The sequence below is a fragment of the Aquitalea pelogenes genome, from assembly GCF_001515305.1.
In the GTDB taxonomy this organism is placed as follows: Bacteria; Pseudomonadota; Gammaproteobacteria; order Burkholderiales; family Chromobacteriaceae; genus Aquitalea; species Aquitalea pelogenes.
Map to the genome: position 1 here is coordinate 39338 of NZ_LNQV01000023.1, position 14656 is coordinate 53993.

The window sequence follows — 14656 nt, forward strand, 5'->3', positions numbered from 1 at the left end:
TATTTACCTCACGGCAGTACAATCTTCTTGGCATGTTCCTGACTACAGTTGGCGCACGCAATGTGCGTCGCCGTCAGTAGAACCGATGGTAATGGACAAGAGGATTTACTTATGCAAAACACATCCCCAGCAGATCAGATAACAGCAAGTCTGCAGCTCCTTAAAACCATACAGAAATACTTGGATATGCAAAGTTGGACTCCCGTTATGGGAGCAATGCTGCTTGCCGGAGTCCACCCTCCATGCGATTGTGAAGCCATCCCTACAACGGGCGGTACTAGTCTTGATGGGAACCCCATTATTGGAAGTGGAAACACTCCGTTTTATGAGGCTGGCATTATCTTGCGGCAATGGAATGATTGGTGCGCAGATGAGGGCAGCTCTCCTTCTCACGTGGTCCCTCTCGATTTTATCAACTGGTGTATCGAAGACGAGATTCAGGAACGCTATGCAGTTTCCAGCTCATTCATCTGGATCAGTATTTTCAAAAATTCATTAGGTTCTATTAATGCGCCGGTCCCCTTTGAAATAGCGGAATATGCTTCACAAGCAAAAGAGCCGTTGGACGTTATAATTAAAAAACTAGATCTAATAGATCGGAAAATTAATAAACAACAACATGCAAGTGCTACTGCATTAGTTTCTATTTCCTCTGATAGTGATGTGGGAAAGTTAAAAATTAATCCATATAGACAGCATCTTACAACAGAAGAGTTTGCTAACGGATTAAACGTAATGCCTCAGACGATATTGAAGGCTTATAGCATAAACGAGAATTATTGCGGGGTTAGGCCGATTAAACTTTCCAATAGAAGGCTTGCTTGGCCATTAAATGCTGTTGAGCTTGCACTAAGGAAAAATAATGGCTAATCAAAATTCAATCCCAGAATCGCCATATCCAGTTGATTTCCTACCCCCACTTATTTCTGATGCTGTTAAAGAAGTTGCCAATAATTTAAAGATTCCTATGGATCTTGCTGCGCATGCTGCACTTTCTGCAATATCCACAGCGTGCCAAGGAAAAATTAATGTTAAATTTCCGAACTTTCCTGCTGCATCATGTGGTTTGTTTTTATGGGTAGTTAGTAATGCGAGTCGTGGGAAATCAATTGCAAATGAGCGTTTTTTTAGGGGAGTTGCAAAATTTGAAGAGGAGTACAATCAGAGTGTCACAGTAGACAAGATTTTACTGGATGCTCAGACGGGGGCTTGGAAGAATGAAGGTGTATCAATAAAAAATGAATTAAGAAAGCTAGTACGTGGTACGGATGATTATAAATTATTAAATGACGAATTGATTGCACATGGTTTGAGAAAGCCAATCCAAGGTAAGCAAAAAACTATTTGCTATGCTCAAATAACCTCCCAAAAGTTACATGAAGCTCTGGTTAGTGATGGAGTTGCTGCTATTATTTCACCAGAGGCTGGTCATTTGGTATTGAGTGAGGCTTTTGGCCAACCTGGCATTTTAAGTAGTTTCTGGAGTGGTGAAGATCAAGCGATGGGCCTTATTAAAGGCGATAGGAAACCGTATCACCCGAGATTGACAATTTCCATAATGACTCAATCAGATCCATTTCATGAATTTATGGATCTGCGTGGTAAGAAGGCATTTAGCTCAGGGTTGCTTTCCAGGTTTTTGGTTTCATTTCAGGGTGGTCATGAAATTCCACAAGAGGCAGCAAGTATTATTGATGAAATTCCAGAACCGTGTTTAATTAAATTTAATAATAGAATTTACGAAATACTAAGAAAAGGTGATGTTGATTTTAGAGATAGAATCTGTTTGGAATTCTCAAGAAAATCAAAATTGCAATTTGAAGAATTTCAGCAAAAAATAAACAATATAATAAAAGAAAAGCATGTGCCTGTAGAGATTGAAACATTCTATCGTAGGCTGGTTCAGCATGCATCCAGAATTGCCGCATTGTTTCAGTATTTTTGCAATGAAAATGAAATAATTGAAGACCATGTAAAAAATGCGATTGATTTGTGTTCTTGGTATGCGGTAAATTACGAAAATATTTTCTCCAAATATCTGAGATCAGATATTTCAGCTGGGGAGCGATTTGCAAAAAAGTTAAATGATTGGCTGGAAAAGGCATCGTGGTCACGATACACATATCCCACGCTAAAGAATGGAATTTATAGCTTTAGGGATTTGCAAAATTATGCAGGATTTAAAGGGAAGGCTGCGGAATTAACAGAGGCAATAAATATATTGGAATCTCGTAGGGTAATTAATGTCCTGTCCGGAAAGAAGGGGGCATTAATTGTTTTATATCCGTTTCATGAGCAAAGTATCCATTCTATTATTGATGTGTATGGGTTAAGTGACCTCTACCCCAGTAGACCTCCCGTTCCATATGGTAGTGGACCAGTTCCTAGTTCTACGCCAATTTTAGATCAGCATCTACGCACTTTTAATTATCAAGAAAATGATCAGCAACAAGTTACGAAACCTTCTGTAGTTACTGTAAACGGTGCTGTTAACAGCAATGATCTTTCATATGTTCAAAAGGAACTACAAGAGAAGGCTACTAAGGAATGCTTGGGAAACATTACTGTAGATGTAGAATTTGTTAAGAACAATTCTCAATGATATTTAATTTGCACAAATGCTTTGTGCAATGTTAATTTTAAACAAAATCCATCAAATGATGAGTTACTTTAAATCACTACATAGCTACAGTAGTAGTGTAGTCATGTGGAAGTCTGAGTTAGAGATGGAAATGCAGGCAATCTTTACTCTCATGGGCTTCTTGGTAGCTCCACTAAATACATCAAAATGACAAGTGAATTTTTAATATTTGAATTGATTTAATATTTTAGTGGAGTTGAAAAAATGTATTTACGACTTGAATTTCAATTGTATATAGTAAATTTAATAGGCTTGCTAATAGATTTTCTAGTTACGTGATGTAGGTATTGGTAATATAAAGCTAGTTATGTATCTGTAGTTAAGCATGCGGTGCCCTAGCACAGGTATGAGCTTGCTAACTGGCTAGTATAGGCACGTAATGTGACGTGCCAATTGGCTAGTACAGTAAGTAAAAAAATACTTCAAGTGTTCAGGTTATGAAACCTACCACTTGGAGCTTAAAATGATCCGTAATGCTGCAAATACCAACCAGACCCTATTTTACCAACCACACTTCAACAATCTGCCTGTCATGACGGACAAAGGGCCGCTCATCACTGAATACCTAGCTGGATTGCAGCAAGCGATGCATGCTGCACTTGCTGATTACAATAGGGTCTTTGCATTCAGGGTAGATATCAGATTTCCTGATGATTTGATGAGCTATGAAATCTATAATAGCAATGAAGTCATTCAGCGCTTTCTTGCTTCATTCATTGCAAAGATCAACCATGCACGTAAAGTATCTGCTGCTAACTATGGCAGAAGCCATCCCTGTGTCGTGCGTTATGCATGGGCACGGGAAGTAGGACATGATGGTAAGCCTCATTACCACTTGGTATTCCTGCTGAATAACGATGCCTACTGCACCGTAGGCAAGTATGAGCAAGGTAGGGAAAATATCTTCAACAGACTGGAAGGGGCATTGGCTAGTGCGTTGAGGGTCAGTGTGGAGCAGGTAGCTGGCCTAGTTGAAATTCCTCGTCAGTCTAGCTACTGCCTGTTACGGAATGATCCCTGCACCTGGGGAGATTTCTTCTATAGAGCCAGCTATCTGACCAAAGTGGCAACTAAATACTTTGGTAATGGCTTGCATGCATTTGGCTATAGCCAGCGGTAGACAAGCTGGCTTGCAACTCTTCATGTAAGTGATGTCATCTACTTTTAAATTTGATTTATTACCATGGCTGGTCTAGCCTAGCTACATTGATGAATTTTTGAGTAGAGAATAATGATCATGGAATTGCAAGCTAAGAGCTTTACTGAACTGCAGGAACTGCTAAAGGCCGTTGATGCTGAAATTAGCCGTCGTGAGACAGAAGAGAAGGCTAATGCCAAGAAGCAGATCCTGGAACTGGCTAAGTCGTATGGCCTGAGCCTTGATGATGTGCTCAGTAAAGCTACAACTACTGTACGTAAGCCAGTAGAAGCCAAGTACAAAAACCCGAATGATGAGTCTCAGACTTGGACTGGTCGTGGTCGCAAGCCGGTATGGGTGCAGGCCTTGTTGGATGAGGGCTTTAGCTTGGAAGATTTGACTATCTGATCTGACAAATTGCAGGCATAGAAAAAGCGCTACACATGTAGCGCTTTTCTTATTTCAAGCTTTATTTTGGGGCGAATATTGTCATTGTACTAGGCAAACTGCAGCAAACAAGCTGACACAAAAATTCAGACAGGTCCTGTTCGGAGAGGGCTTTTCTTTCCAAGTCCCTTTCACTTATACTTCACCCCCATGAAATTGCTGCGGCTGGTTCTCACCTTTCTGCTGATGCTGGCGATCCCGTTTCTGGGAACGCCGGCGCTCGCCATGCCGCAAACGTCTCCTTGTCCCATGCAGTCTGACATGACCCACCGCATGGATATGTCGTCTGACCGCAATTGTTGTCAGATGGAAGAGGCCACTAATCCGGACTCGTCGTCGAAAGCCAAATCGTCGAGCCCGTGCAAGTTCGGGCAGGACTGCCAGCTCGGTCAAGCCTATTCGCCCGCTCTCGCTTACGTCGCCTTCCTGACGCTACCGGCTACCCCGGTGATTGCCGTTCATCCCGACACCGTAATGCTTTCCCATGACCCGTCCGGGTTGTGGCGCCCCCCTCAGCTCTAACTCCGTTTGACGCCCCGAACCCACGCGATTCCCCTCGCTTGGGCTGCTGTCGTGCGCTGTGGCGCACGGGTCACTCCATGGAGTTAGAACATGTCCATTCGTTTGATGCGATTTCCCCTGCAGCTATCGCTGGTAGGGTTGGTCGGCCTTGCCCAGGCCGCGCCGCTCACGTTTAACGCGGCACTCGATCAAGCCGAAAGCGGTGCGCCGGCGCTCGCCGCCCAACGCGCGCAAATCAATGCCGCCCAATCCGCCGCGATTCCGGCCGTGCCTTGCCGGATCCCAAGCTGTTCGTCGGCATCGACAATTACCCCGTGTCTGGCATGGATGCCGGGCACCTGAAGCGGGACTTCATGACCATGCAGAAGGTCGGCGTGATGCAGGAGTTTCCCAACGCCGACAAGCGCCGGGCGCGGGTTGAGGCGGCCTCGGCCGAGATCGAGGTGGCCGAAGCGCAAAGCCGGGTGGCTCGCCTCAAGGTGCGCCGCGAGGTCGCACTCGCCTGGCTCAACCGTTACGCCCAGGAACGCAAGCTGGCGCTGTTTGATGACCTCGAGCGGGAGAACCGGCTGCTTGCCACGGCGGTTCGGGCGCAGATTGCGTCAGGCCGCGCCCAGCCCGCCGATGCGGTGATGCCGAAGCAGGAAGCCGCCCAACTGGCCGACCGGCACGATGACTTGGTGCGCGATCTGGCCAAGGCGAATGCCGAGCTGCGCCGCCTGATCGGCCCCGCGGCCGATGAACCGCTGGCGGGCGACCCTCCGGCGTTCAACCTCGATGCCGGCACCTTGCGCCAGCACCTGCACCATCACCCGGAAATTGCGGCCTTCGGCGCGGCGACACACAAGGCCGAGGCCGAAGTGCGCGAAGCGGTCGCAATGAAAAAACCGGACTGGGGCATGGAACTGGCTTACCAGCGTCGCGCACCCCAATTCGGCGACATGGTATCGCTGCAGTTCACCTTTGACCTGCCGCTTTTCACCAAGACACGCCAAGACCCGAACATCGCGGCCAAGCAGCAGGAACTGGCCAAGATCGATGCCGAACGCGAAGCGATGCTGCGCGATCATGCCAACGAACTGGACAGTGACTTGGCCAATTACGCCGCACTGGAACGCCAAGCAGCTCGTGTTCGCCAGGAGTGGTTCCCTCTGGCCCTGCAGAAGGTTGACCTGACCACGGCCAGTTACAAGGCGGGCAAGGCTGATCTGACGACCGTTCTCTCCGCGCGTCGCGATCTGATCGAGCAACGCTTCAAACTCATCGAGCTGGATAACCAGCGTGTCAGCACCGCCGCCAGGCTCTACTTCGCTTATGGGGAGAACGCACAATGAACAAGCAGCAATGCAAACTCGTCGCCCTGGTGGTGGCCGTGGCGCTGGCAAGCGGCGGCGGGGGCTACTGGCTGGCCCGACATGGCCAAACCGACCACACGGCAAACCCGGCTGCCACGGCGGCCGGCGCTACGAAAGACGGCCGTAAAGTGTTGTACTGGTATGACCCGATGATGCCGAACCAGCACTTCGACAAGCCGGGCAAGTCGCCTTTCATGGACATGCAGCTGGTGCCCAAGTACGCCGACGAGGGCGGCGAGACGGCCGGCGTCAGGATCGATCCCGGCGTGGTGCAGAACCTGGGTATCCGGCTCGCTACGGCCAAATCCAGGACACTGACGGAACCGATCGAAGCGGCTGCGAGCGTGATGTTCAATGAGCGGGAAGTGGCCATCGTCCAGGCCCGTAGCACCGGCTTCGTGCAAAGAGTGTATGCCCGTGCCCCGGGCGATGTGGTTCCGGCCGGCGCCCCCATCGCTGATCTGCTGGTGCCGGAGTGGGCCGGCGCCCAGCAGGAATACCTGGCCATGCTCAAAACGGGCGACAAGGCGCTTGCCAATGCGGCCCGAGAGCGCCTGCGCCTGACGGGGATGCCGGAGTCTCTGATCGAGCGTGTCGAGCAGACTGGCGTACCGCACTCCGTCGTGACCATTTCGACCCCGGTCGGCGGCGTCATTCAGGAGTTGGACGTGCGTAGCGGCATGACTGTCGGCATGGGCATGACGCTGGCCAAGATCAACGGCCTGGGTACCGTGTGGCTGGAGGCGGCCATTCCCGAAGCCCAGGCCGGTCGTGTCCGCACCGGCCAGCCCTTGGCGGCCCAGTTGACGGCCTACCCGGGCGAGACCTTCAAGGGCAAGGTCATCGCGGTGCTGCCGCAAACCAACGCCGATAGCCGGACCCTGCGCATCCGCATCGAGCTACCCAACCGTGACGGCCGGCTCAAGCCGGGCATGTTCGCCCAGGTGCGTCTCGAGACGGGAACGGGCAAACCGGCGATCATGGTGCCTTCCGAAGCCATTATTCGTACCGGTACACGCACGGTGGTGCTACTCGCCGCCGACGGTGGGCATTACCAGCCGGTCGAGGTGCAGATTGGCCAGGAATCCGGCGGCAAGACCGTCATACTCAAGGGGCTGGAGGCGGGGCAAAAAGTGGTGGCCTCCGGCCAGTTCCTGATTGACTCCGAAGCGAGCCTCAAGGGTGTGCTAGCACGGCTGGACGGAGGCGCGGCGTCCACCACGACAGCTCCTCAGCTATCCCGCGACAAAGCTGCCACGCTCAGCCAGGCGATTGGCAAGGTGGAGGCCATCCAGGCCGGTGAGATCACCATTTCACACGGGCCGGTTGCCACACTCGGCTGGGGGGCGATGACCATGACCTTCAAGCTCGCCAAACCCGAGCTAGCCGCCGGTCTGAAACCGGGTGACAGTGTCTCGTTCGGCTTCAGCCAGAACGGCAGTGACTACGTGGTGCAGCAACTCGGTAAGACCGGAGGTGGGCAATGATCGAGAAACTCATCCGCTGGTCGGTCGCCAACCGCTTCCTGGTGGTACTTGCCACGCTGTTCGTGGCGGTCTGGGGAGTGTGGGCGGTCAAAACCACCCCGCTTGATGCGCTACCCGACCTGTCCGATGTGCAGGTCATCATCCGCACCAGCTACCCGGGGCAGGCGCCGCAGATCGTCGAGAACCAAGTGACCTATCCTCTGGCGACCACCATGCTGTCAGTACCGGGCGCCAAGACTGTGCGAGCTTACTCGTTCTTTGGCGATTCCTTCGTCTATGTGCTGTTCGAGGACGGGACCGATCTCTACTGGGCGCGCTCGCGCGTGCTGGAGTACCTGAACCAGGTGCAGGGCCGGCTGCCCGCTGCCGCGAAGGCGTCGTTGGGCCCGGACGCGACCGGTGTCGGCTGGGTCTACGAGTACGCGCTGGTGGACAAGAGCGGCCGGCACGACCTCGCCCAGCTGCGCAGCTTGCAAGACTGGTTCCTCAAGTTCGAGCTGAAGAGCCTGCCCAATGTGTCCGAGGTCGCTACCGTCGGCGGCATGGTCAAACAGTACCAGGTGGTGCTCGATCCGGTGAAGCTGGAGGCTTACCGCATCCCGCAGAGCAAGGTGGTCGCGGCGATCCGGCTGGCCAACCAGGAAACCGGCGGTTCGGTGTTGGAACTGGCCGAGACCGAATACATGGTGCGCGCCTCCGGCTATCTGAAGACGCTGGATGACTTCCGCGCCATCCCGCTGACCACCTCAGCTGCTGGCGTTCCGGTCAAGCTAGGCGACGTCGCTACCATCCAGCTCGGGCCGGAAATGCGGCGCGGCATCGGTGAGCTCAACGGCCAGGGCGAGACCGTCGGCGGGGTGGTGATCTTGCGCTCCGGCAAGAACGCGCACGAGACCATCGCGGCCGTCAAAGCCAAGCTGGCCGAACTCAAGTCCAGCCTGCCGGCTGGGGTGGAGATCGTGCCAACCTATGACCGTAGCCAACTGATTGACCGTGCCGTGGACAACCTCAAAGACAAGCTGATTGAGGAGTTCATCGTGGTGGCAGTGGTGTGTGCGGTGTTCCTGTGGCACCTGCGCTCGGCACTGGTAGCGATCGTATCGCTACCGCTGGGCATCCTGATCGCCTTCATCGTGATGCGGGAGCAAGGCGTCAACGCCAACATCATGTCGCTCGGCGGTATCGCAATTGCCATCGGTGCCATGGTCGATGCGGCGGTGGTGATGATCGAGAACGCGCACAAGCACATTGAAACCTGGCGCCACAAGCATCCGGGTGAAACGCTGGAGGGAGAAACACATTGGCGTGTGATGACCGAGGCGGCGGCCGAGGTTGGCCCGGCGCTGTTCTTCTCTCTGTTGATCATCACGTTGTCTTTCATTCCTGTGTTCACGCTGCAGGCGCAGGAGGGCCGACTATTCGGGCCGCTGGCGTTCACCAAGACCTACGCGATGGCTGCGGCAGCCGGCTTGTCGGTGACGTTGATCCCGATCCTGATGGGCTACTGGATTCGCGGTCGTATCCCCGATGAACATCAGAACCCGCTCAATCGTTGGCTGATCCATTGCTATCGTCCCTTGCTGGATGCGGTGCTACGCCGACCGAAAACGACGCTGGTCATTGCGGGTCTGGCGTTGCTGACCACCCTGTGGCCAGTCAGCCGGCTCGGTGGCGAGTTCATGCCACCACTGGACGAGGGGGACCTGTTGTATATGCCGTCAGCGTTGCCGGGGCTTTCGGCCGCCAAGGCAGCCGAGTTGCTGCAGCAGACCGACCGACTGATCAAGACGGTGCCCGAAGTGGCAAGCGTCTTCGGCAAGGCGGGCCGCGCCGAGAGCGCCACTGATCCGGCGCCGATCGAGATGTTCGAGACCACCATCCAGTTCAAACCGCGCGCCGCATGGCGACCGGGCATGACCCCGGAAAAACTGGTCGACGAGTTGGACCGGGTGGTCAAAGTGCCGGGGTTGTCCAACATATGGGTACCGCCGATCCGCAACCGCATCGACATGCTGGCTACCGGCATCAAGAGCCCGATCGGGGTCAAGGTGTCGGGCACCGATCTGGCCGCCATCGACAAGGTGGCGCAGCAGGTCGAACGGGTGGCCAAGGGCGTCCCCGGAGTCAGCTCCGCGCTGGCAGAACGGCTGACCGGCGGGCGCTACATCGACGTAGATATCGACCGGGCCGCCGCCGCACGCTATGGCCTCAACATCGCCGACGTGCAGGCCGTGGTGTCGTCGTCAATCGGTGGCGAAAACATCGGTGAAACCATTGAGGGACGGGCGCGCTACCCGATCAACGTGCGCTACCCACGCGAGATCCGTGACTCGTTGGAAGGATTGCGCAACCTGCCGATCCTGACTGACATGGGGCAGCAGATCACACTGGGGACCGTAGCCACCATCCGCATCAACGATGGCCCCCCAATGTTGAAGAGCGAGAACGCCCGTCCGTCGGGCTGGGTATACGTCGACGTGCGTGGCCGTGATCTGGCCTCCGTCGTTGCCGATCTGCGTACCGAGATTGCCCGGCAGGTGAAATTGGAGCCTGGTATCAGTCTCGCCTACTCGGGGCAGTTCGAGTACCTGGAACGGGCCAACGCCCGGCTGAAGTTGGTGGTACCGGCGACGCTGGTGATCATCTTTGTGCTGCTTTACCTGACCTTCCGTCGACTGGACGAGGCGGCACTGATCATGGCGACCCTGCCGTTTGCGCTGGTAGGCGGGGTGTGGTTCCTGTACCTGGCGGGGTACAACCTGTCGGTGGCGACCGGCGTCGGCTTCATTGCGCTGGCCGGGGTGTCTGCAGAATTCGGAGTTGTGATGCTGCTGTACCTGAAACAGGCAGCGGCCGAGCGACAGGAGCATGGACTCATCTTGGATGTGCACATGCTCGATCAGGCGATCCGGCAGGGGGCGGTATTACGCGTTCGTCCCAAGGCGATGACAGTAGCGGTGATCCTGGCCGGCCTGCTGCCGATTCTGCTCGGCTCCGGCACGGGCTCCGAGGTGATGAGCCGCATCGCCGCACCGATGGTCGGCGGCATGATTACTGCACCACTGTTATCGATGTTCGTGATTCCGGCTGCGTATCGATTGATGCGTGCCAACAAGCAGCAAACTCAGGCACAGCCTGAATCAACCCGTATTCGCCAACCTATCCAGGAGAAATAAAGATGTCCAAGTTACTTTCTATGCTGTTTGCCGCAATGTTCGGCCTCGCCGTAGTGCTCCCTGCCCAGGCCGCCGAAACCGGCATCTCAAGTACAGCGAAACCGACGGGTCAGCTGGCTCTTGGAGAGGGAGTTATCAAGGCACTTGATGCCAAGGCTGGCATGGTGACGCTGTCGCATGGTCCGGTTCAGGAACTGAAATGGCCCCCGATGACCATGGCGTTCAAGCTGGCAAAGCCGGAATTGGCTAAGGGGCTTGCCGTCGGGAAGAAAGTGAAGTTCGAGTTTCAGTCACAAGGGATGTCGGCTGTGATCACCGGGATCAAGGTCATCGGCTAACTAGCGCTGTAGGGGTTGGCAAGGCTGCCGACCCCTTTCTCCAATGATTCGGGCGATATCAAAAGCAGCGGGTTGGAAGGGTGTTTGTTGATAAATCAATGCAGTAATTTTGTTAGCTTGGGTTGATTGCAGGTCCAAGTATCCCGGAACAAGAGCGTGAGCGCGTACCGGAACGCTTCTATCGTGGCAGTCATCCTGGAATAGAAGGAAGTGGGCTTGGACTTGCGATTGTGAGTCGTATCACAGAGCAGCACAAAGCTCGACTTGAGTTACTCACCGGTTCCTCCTGGCATGGATTGCTGGTGAGGATCAGATTTCCGTGCGTGAGAAGTGCCCAAGCACTACAACATGGCTGAAATTCTTGCATGACCACAGAATATCGGGAAGTGCCTGGGGTTCATTTCATGCCAAACCCTTGGCTGACAAGCGAGCGCCTGCACTATAATCGGCGAGATGTACGCATGCCGACTTGTGTTGATCCTGCTCTTGACCCTGGCGCTCTCCTTTATCGCCTTGGGGAGTGCACGCGTACACCCCACGGATACCGGCGCGGCATCCCATACTGCCTGTGCCACGCTAGCCGGGCATGAAATCTCCCAGTCACCACGCACGCTTACGGCTCCGTCTGCCGGGCAACATGCTTGCCAGCACAAGCTGGATTGCAAGTCATGCTATTCCCTGGTGGCCTTGCTCATCCCTCAAGCCCGGTTGCGTTCGGGTAATGCCCAAGCCACACCACCGCCGCTGCAAAAGCCGCTTGCCATCCGCGCCGAACCTCTCTGGCGTCCACCCATTACGGCTTGATTTGTCGCTGTTCAGTCGAACAAGAATGCTCTGTTCCTGCCCATTGCGTGGCAACACCCAGGCGGTAGCGACTTGTGTGCGCGACCGGTTGGGCTGATTGCGGCCAAATAACCGATGACAATGAATGATCGTAATGTTTGTGAAGCGTAGAGGTGGTCTTTTATCGCCAGTGGCTTTCAATGGCCACGTCTGGCAGTTCAAAATCATGATGTGCTTGCTTGTGTTGCTGAGCCCGCTGACATCCGCTGCCAACCATGAAAAGGCCGTCGCTGTAGAGGAGCCACAGCCGGCGGCACCGTTACAACTCCAGAAAGATCTGGCCGGCGAGGTACTACTGCAGGCCATGAGCCTGACCGGCATTGCCTACCGTTTTGGTGGGCAATCGCCGGCAACCGGTTTTGACTGCAGTGGCCTCATCCGCTTCGTGTTTCTGAAGTCGGTAGGATATGAGCTACCCCGAACAGCGGCAGAACAAGCCCGGCAAGGTAGGGCCGTAGGTATGGGTGAATTACAGGCTGGCGATATCGTGTTCTTCAATACACGAGGATTCCGGTTTTCGCATAGCGGCATCTATCTGGGCAAAGGCAAGTTCATCCATGCCCCCAGAGCGGGTAAAACGATAGGTATCAGTGATATGACCCAAGCCTATTGGGTCAAGCGCTTTGATGGTGCGCGCCGGATTCTGCAACATGCCAAAGCAAAGCAGCAGGAGGCCCCGGCAAAATGAGGCCGGGACATGATGGCGGTACAACTGATCTAGATCAACAATGCAGCCGCAAAGAATTATTTTGCATTCACTTTTGCCACTCAAAAGTGCTATCTTGGCAAGTATGAAAGCCTTATACCGTTTCCTGCTCATGCTTCTGCTCATGCTTCCAGCACTCAATGTGCTGGCAGCAGGTGTAGACATGGCCATGGCCGGGAAGGCAGTCATCTCGGCGGACTGCATGGCCCATGAAACCCATGCGGCCTGTCATAAGGAAACAGCCAGCAAGATGACGACCCATGCCGCCACTGCAAAAGCAGCACATGGCATGTTGTGTAACGGGGCTGGCTGCGTGCAACTCTGTACACCCTCCGTGTTCCAGCATACAGCCTGGTCTGCCGCCCCGCTTGCCCAGGTTGGTATTTTTGTACCTACCCAGCCTGCCAAACTGGCTGGTATCACCCTTTCTCCGCCGCATCGCCCCCCTTTACTTGCCTGACCGTATTTTCTGACTTGCCGGCCTGTTGCCGGTTATCCGAATCATTGTCATTGCCAGAAGGAGGGCCATCATGGCCATCATTCGTACCCGCGTTCTTGCCGTCTTGATCGGCGCGTTCAGCACCTCCGTTTTTGCCGCCACTCCAGTCACGCTGTACAAGAGCCCCACTTGTAGTTGCTGCGAGGCCTATATCAGCTATCTCAAGCACAACGGCTTTGATGTCACTGCTATCAATCGCGACGACATGCAGCCGATCAAGCAGCAGATGGGTGTCACGCCCGGTCTAGGTAGCTGCCATACCGCCAAGATTGGCCGCTACACCATTGAAGGCCATGTACCAGTCGCCGCCATCAAGAAGCTGCTTGCCAGCAGGGCCGACGTGGTTGGCTTGTCTGCACCTGGCATGCCATTGAACAGCCCTGGCATGGGTGAAGAAAAGCCAGGCACGCTGGCCATCTACACCATGACTAAAGACCAACGTACCGGTGTGCTGTTCGGCCGATTCTGAGTCATTGCCCGACGGGGTGTGGCCGGGCTTTGGCCATCGCCATCCCGCCGGGCGGGAGCTACACAATGAAATATCAAAAACACGCGCTGCTGCTGGCACTACTGCTACCAGCAGTCGCCATGGCACAGATGAATGGCATGGACATGTCGGAGCAATTCGCTTTCGGCCAGCCCGCGCAAGAATCTGCTGTAACACGGACCATCCATGTCGAAGCCACCGACACAATGCGGTTGAAATTCGACTCCATGCGCATCCGTCGCGGTGAAGTAGTGAAATTCGTGGTGAGAAATAGTGGCCAGGCTCCGCATGAGTTCGCTATTGGCGATGAGTCATTCCGCAAGGAGCATCTGCTGGAAATGCGAAAACAGATGGCCGGGATGGAACATCACGATGTCAATGTGCTATCTCTCAAGGGGGGCGAGACTAAAACGATTGTCTGGCGCTTTGATCCGGTCAAGAGTAAGTCCGTTCTGTTTGCCTGCTATGTTCCAGGGCACTTTGAAGCCGGCATGTATCACCGGCATGTCATGCTGAAATAGGCCTTACCCAATTGATCGGCTCATCGCGTGGAGTAGACAAAATGCTCACCTTGTACCGGATACGCCAACACCTGCATACCTGGAGCCGGCTGCTGCTGGCCGTCTGGGTATTGGCGTTTGCGCTGGTCTCGGTGGCAAACTGTCAGGCCATGCCGGTAGCGCCAGATCATGAGGAGACCAGCCTGCTGGCTCCATGGCAGCATACGCATGACCAGCCCCACAATGAGCTGTGTAGCAAAGTGTGTGCCGATGCCCAACATTTGTTGGTGAAGGCCGATCCACACTGGCAGCAACACATGCCCTTGGTGTTATTGGCCGCCAGCCTGATTTGGCTGAGCGGACTAAGTATCACCATTCTTTTGCCACAGGCTATCCGGGTGTGGCCACGGCCACCCACTCGTCCACTACGCCTGCAGTTTTCCCGCTTCAACAACTAGCCCCACATGCGGAATGGCAACGCCATTCCCACCTCACCCGTTCCTGCCATTGCGGCAGG

General features: G+C 54.3%; 16 protein-coding genes. All 16 read left to right on the forward strand.

Going from position 1 to position 14656, the window contains the following annotated elements:
- Positions 1–111 precede the first annotated feature (111 nt).
- Positions 112–870, forward strand: a complete 759-nt coding sequence (locus AWT75_RS22175) for a hypothetical protein (protein ID WP_204376996.1) — start codon at positions 112–114, stop codon at positions 868–870.
- The gene (locus tag AWT75_RS20900; RefSeq protein WP_082696064.1) at positions 863–2602 is read left to right on the forward strand and encodes a DUF3987 domain-containing protein; all 1740 of its coding nucleotides are present in this window, start codon (positions 863–865) and stop codon (positions 2600–2602) included. Before AWT75_RS22175 ends, AWT75_RS20900 begins: the two co-directional genes overlap by 8 nt.
- A gap of 502 nt (positions 2603–3104) precedes the next feature.
- Positions 3105–3761: an inovirus Gp2 family protein gene (locus tag AWT75_RS11450; protein WP_062789230.1), complete on the forward strand. Its 657-nt coding sequence runs from the start codon at positions 3105–3107 to the stop codon at positions 3759–3761.
- Positions 3762–3878: 117 nt separating this feature from the next.
- The gene (locus AWT75_RS11455) at positions 3879–4187 is read left to right on the forward strand and encodes an H-NS histone family protein (protein WP_062789231.1); all 309 of its coding nucleotides are present in this window, start codon (positions 3879–3881) and stop codon (positions 4185–4187) included.
- A 189-nt stretch (positions 4188–4376) separates the two neighbouring features.
- Positions 4377–4748 carry a hypothetical protein gene (locus tag AWT75_RS11460; RefSeq protein WP_062789211.1) on the forward strand — a complete coding sequence of 124 codons (372 nt, stop codon included), beginning with the start codon at positions 4377–4379 and terminating at the stop codon, positions 4746–4748.
- 90 nt (positions 4749–4838) lie between these two features.
- Positions 4839–5090: a hypothetical protein gene (locus AWT75_RS22180; protein ID WP_204376998.1), complete on the forward strand. Its 252-nt coding sequence runs from the start codon at positions 4839–4841 to the stop codon at positions 5088–5090.
- Positions 5021–6082 carry a TolC family protein gene (locus AWT75_RS11465; protein WP_204377000.1) on the forward strand — a complete coding sequence of 354 codons (1062 nt, stop codon included), beginning with the start codon at positions 5021–5023 and terminating at the stop codon, positions 6080–6082. The genes AWT75_RS22180 and AWT75_RS11465 overlap by 70 nt, the downstream gene beginning before the upstream one ends.
- Positions 6079–7590 (forward strand): efflux RND transporter periplasmic adaptor subunit, encoded by a 1512-nt coding sequence (locus tag AWT75_RS11470; protein WP_062789212.1) that lies wholly within the window; start codon positions 6079–6081, stop codon positions 7588–7590. Before AWT75_RS11465 ends, AWT75_RS11470 begins: the two co-directional genes overlap by 4 nt.
- Entirely contained in the window at positions 7587–10766 is a 3180-nt protein-coding gene (locus tag AWT75_RS11475) for an efflux RND transporter permease subunit (protein WP_062789213.1), read from the forward strand. Before AWT75_RS11470 ends, AWT75_RS11475 begins: the two co-directional genes overlap by 4 nt.
- Positions 10767–10768: 2 nt before the next feature.
- A complete protein-coding gene (locus AWT75_RS11480; RefSeq protein ID WP_153013306.1) occupies positions 10769–11104 on the forward strand; it encodes a copper-binding protein in 336 nt (111 codons plus the stop codon).
- Positions 11105–11226: 122 nt separating this feature from the next.
- The gene (locus AWT75_RS23700; protein WP_153013307.1) at positions 11227–11460 is read left to right on the forward strand and encodes an ATP-binding protein; all 234 of its coding nucleotides are present in this window, start codon (positions 11227–11229) and stop codon (positions 11458–11460) included.
- 572 nt (positions 11461–12032) lie between these two features.
- The gene (locus AWT75_RS11485) at positions 12033–12635 is read left to right on the forward strand and encodes a C40 family peptidase (RefSeq protein ID WP_153013308.1); all 603 of its coding nucleotides are present in this window, start codon (positions 12033–12035) and stop codon (positions 12633–12635) included.
- A gap of 40 nt (positions 12636–12675) precedes the next feature.
- Positions 12676–13113: a hypothetical protein gene (locus tag AWT75_RS11490; RefSeq protein ID WP_153013309.1), complete on the forward strand. Its 438-nt coding sequence runs from the start codon at positions 12676–12678 to the stop codon at positions 13111–13113.
- A 70-nt stretch (positions 13114–13183) separates the two neighbouring features.
- Positions 13184–13621, forward strand: coding sequence for a DUF411 domain-containing protein (locus tag AWT75_RS11495; RefSeq protein ID WP_062789215.1), 438 nt, complete (start codon positions 13184–13186; stop codon positions 13619–13621).
- 65 nt (positions 13622–13686) lie between these two features.
- Positions 13687–14160, forward strand: a complete 474-nt coding sequence (locus tag AWT75_RS11500; RefSeq protein WP_153013310.1) for a cupredoxin domain-containing protein — start codon at positions 13687–13689, stop codon at positions 14158–14160.
- A gap of 41 nt (positions 14161–14201) precedes the next feature.
- Positions 14202–14597 (forward strand): hypothetical protein, encoded by a 396-nt coding sequence (locus tag AWT75_RS11505; protein WP_062789217.1) that lies wholly within the window; start codon positions 14202–14204, stop codon positions 14595–14597.
- The last annotated feature ends 59 nt before the right edge of the window (positions 14598–14656 follow it).

Coding starts and splice junctions, on each gene's coding strand:
- AWT75_RS11475 (WP_062789213.1), top strand. CDS start 7,587: ATGATCGAGAAACTCATCCGCTGGTCGGTCGCCAACCGCTTCCTGGTG.
- AWT75_RS11480 (WP_153013306.1), top strand. CDS start 10,769: ATGTCCAAGTTACTTTCTATGCTGTTTGCCGCAATGTTCGGCCTCGCC.
- AWT75_RS11470 (WP_062789212.1), top strand. CDS start 6,079: ATGAACAAGCAGCAATGCAAACTCGTCGCCCTGGTGGTGGCCGTGGCG.
- AWT75_RS11455 (WP_062789231.1), top strand. CDS start 3,879: ATGGAATTGCAAGCTAAGAGCTTTACTGAACTGCAGGAACTGCTAAAG.
- AWT75_RS20900 (WP_082696064.1), top strand. CDS start 863: ATGGCTAATCAAAATTCAATCCCAGAATCGCCATATCCAGTTGATTTC.
- AWT75_RS11500 (WP_153013310.1), top strand. CDS start 13,687: ATGAAATATCAAAAACACGCGCTGCTGCTGGCACTACTGCTACCAGCA.
- AWT75_RS22180 (WP_204376998.1), top strand. CDS start 4,839: ATGTCCATTCGTTTGATGCGATTTCCCCTGCAGCTATCGCTGGTAGGG.
- AWT75_RS11505 (WP_062789217.1), top strand. CDS start 14,202: ATGCTCACCTTGTACCGGATACGCCAACACCTGCATACCTGGAGCCGG.
- AWT75_RS11450 (WP_062789230.1), top strand. CDS start 3,105: ATGATCCGTAATGCTGCAAATACCAACCAGACCCTATTTTACCAACCA.
- AWT75_RS11490 (WP_153013309.1), top strand. CDS start 12,676: ATGCAGCCGCAAAGAATTATTTTGCATTCACTTTTGCCACTCAAAAGT.
- AWT75_RS22175 (WP_204376996.1), top strand. CDS start 112: ATGCAAAACACATCCCCAGCAGATCAGATAACAGCAAGTCTGCAGCTC.
- AWT75_RS11495 (WP_062789215.1), top strand. CDS start 13,184: ATGGCCATCATTCGTACCCGCGTTCTTGCCGTCTTGATCGGCGCGTTC.
- AWT75_RS11485 (WP_153013308.1), top strand. CDS start 12,033: ATGATCGTAATGTTTGTGAAGCGTAGAGGTGGTCTTTTATCGCCAGTG.
- AWT75_RS11460 (WP_062789211.1), top strand. CDS start 4,377: ATGAAATTGCTGCGGCTGGTTCTCACCTTTCTGCTGATGCTGGCGATC.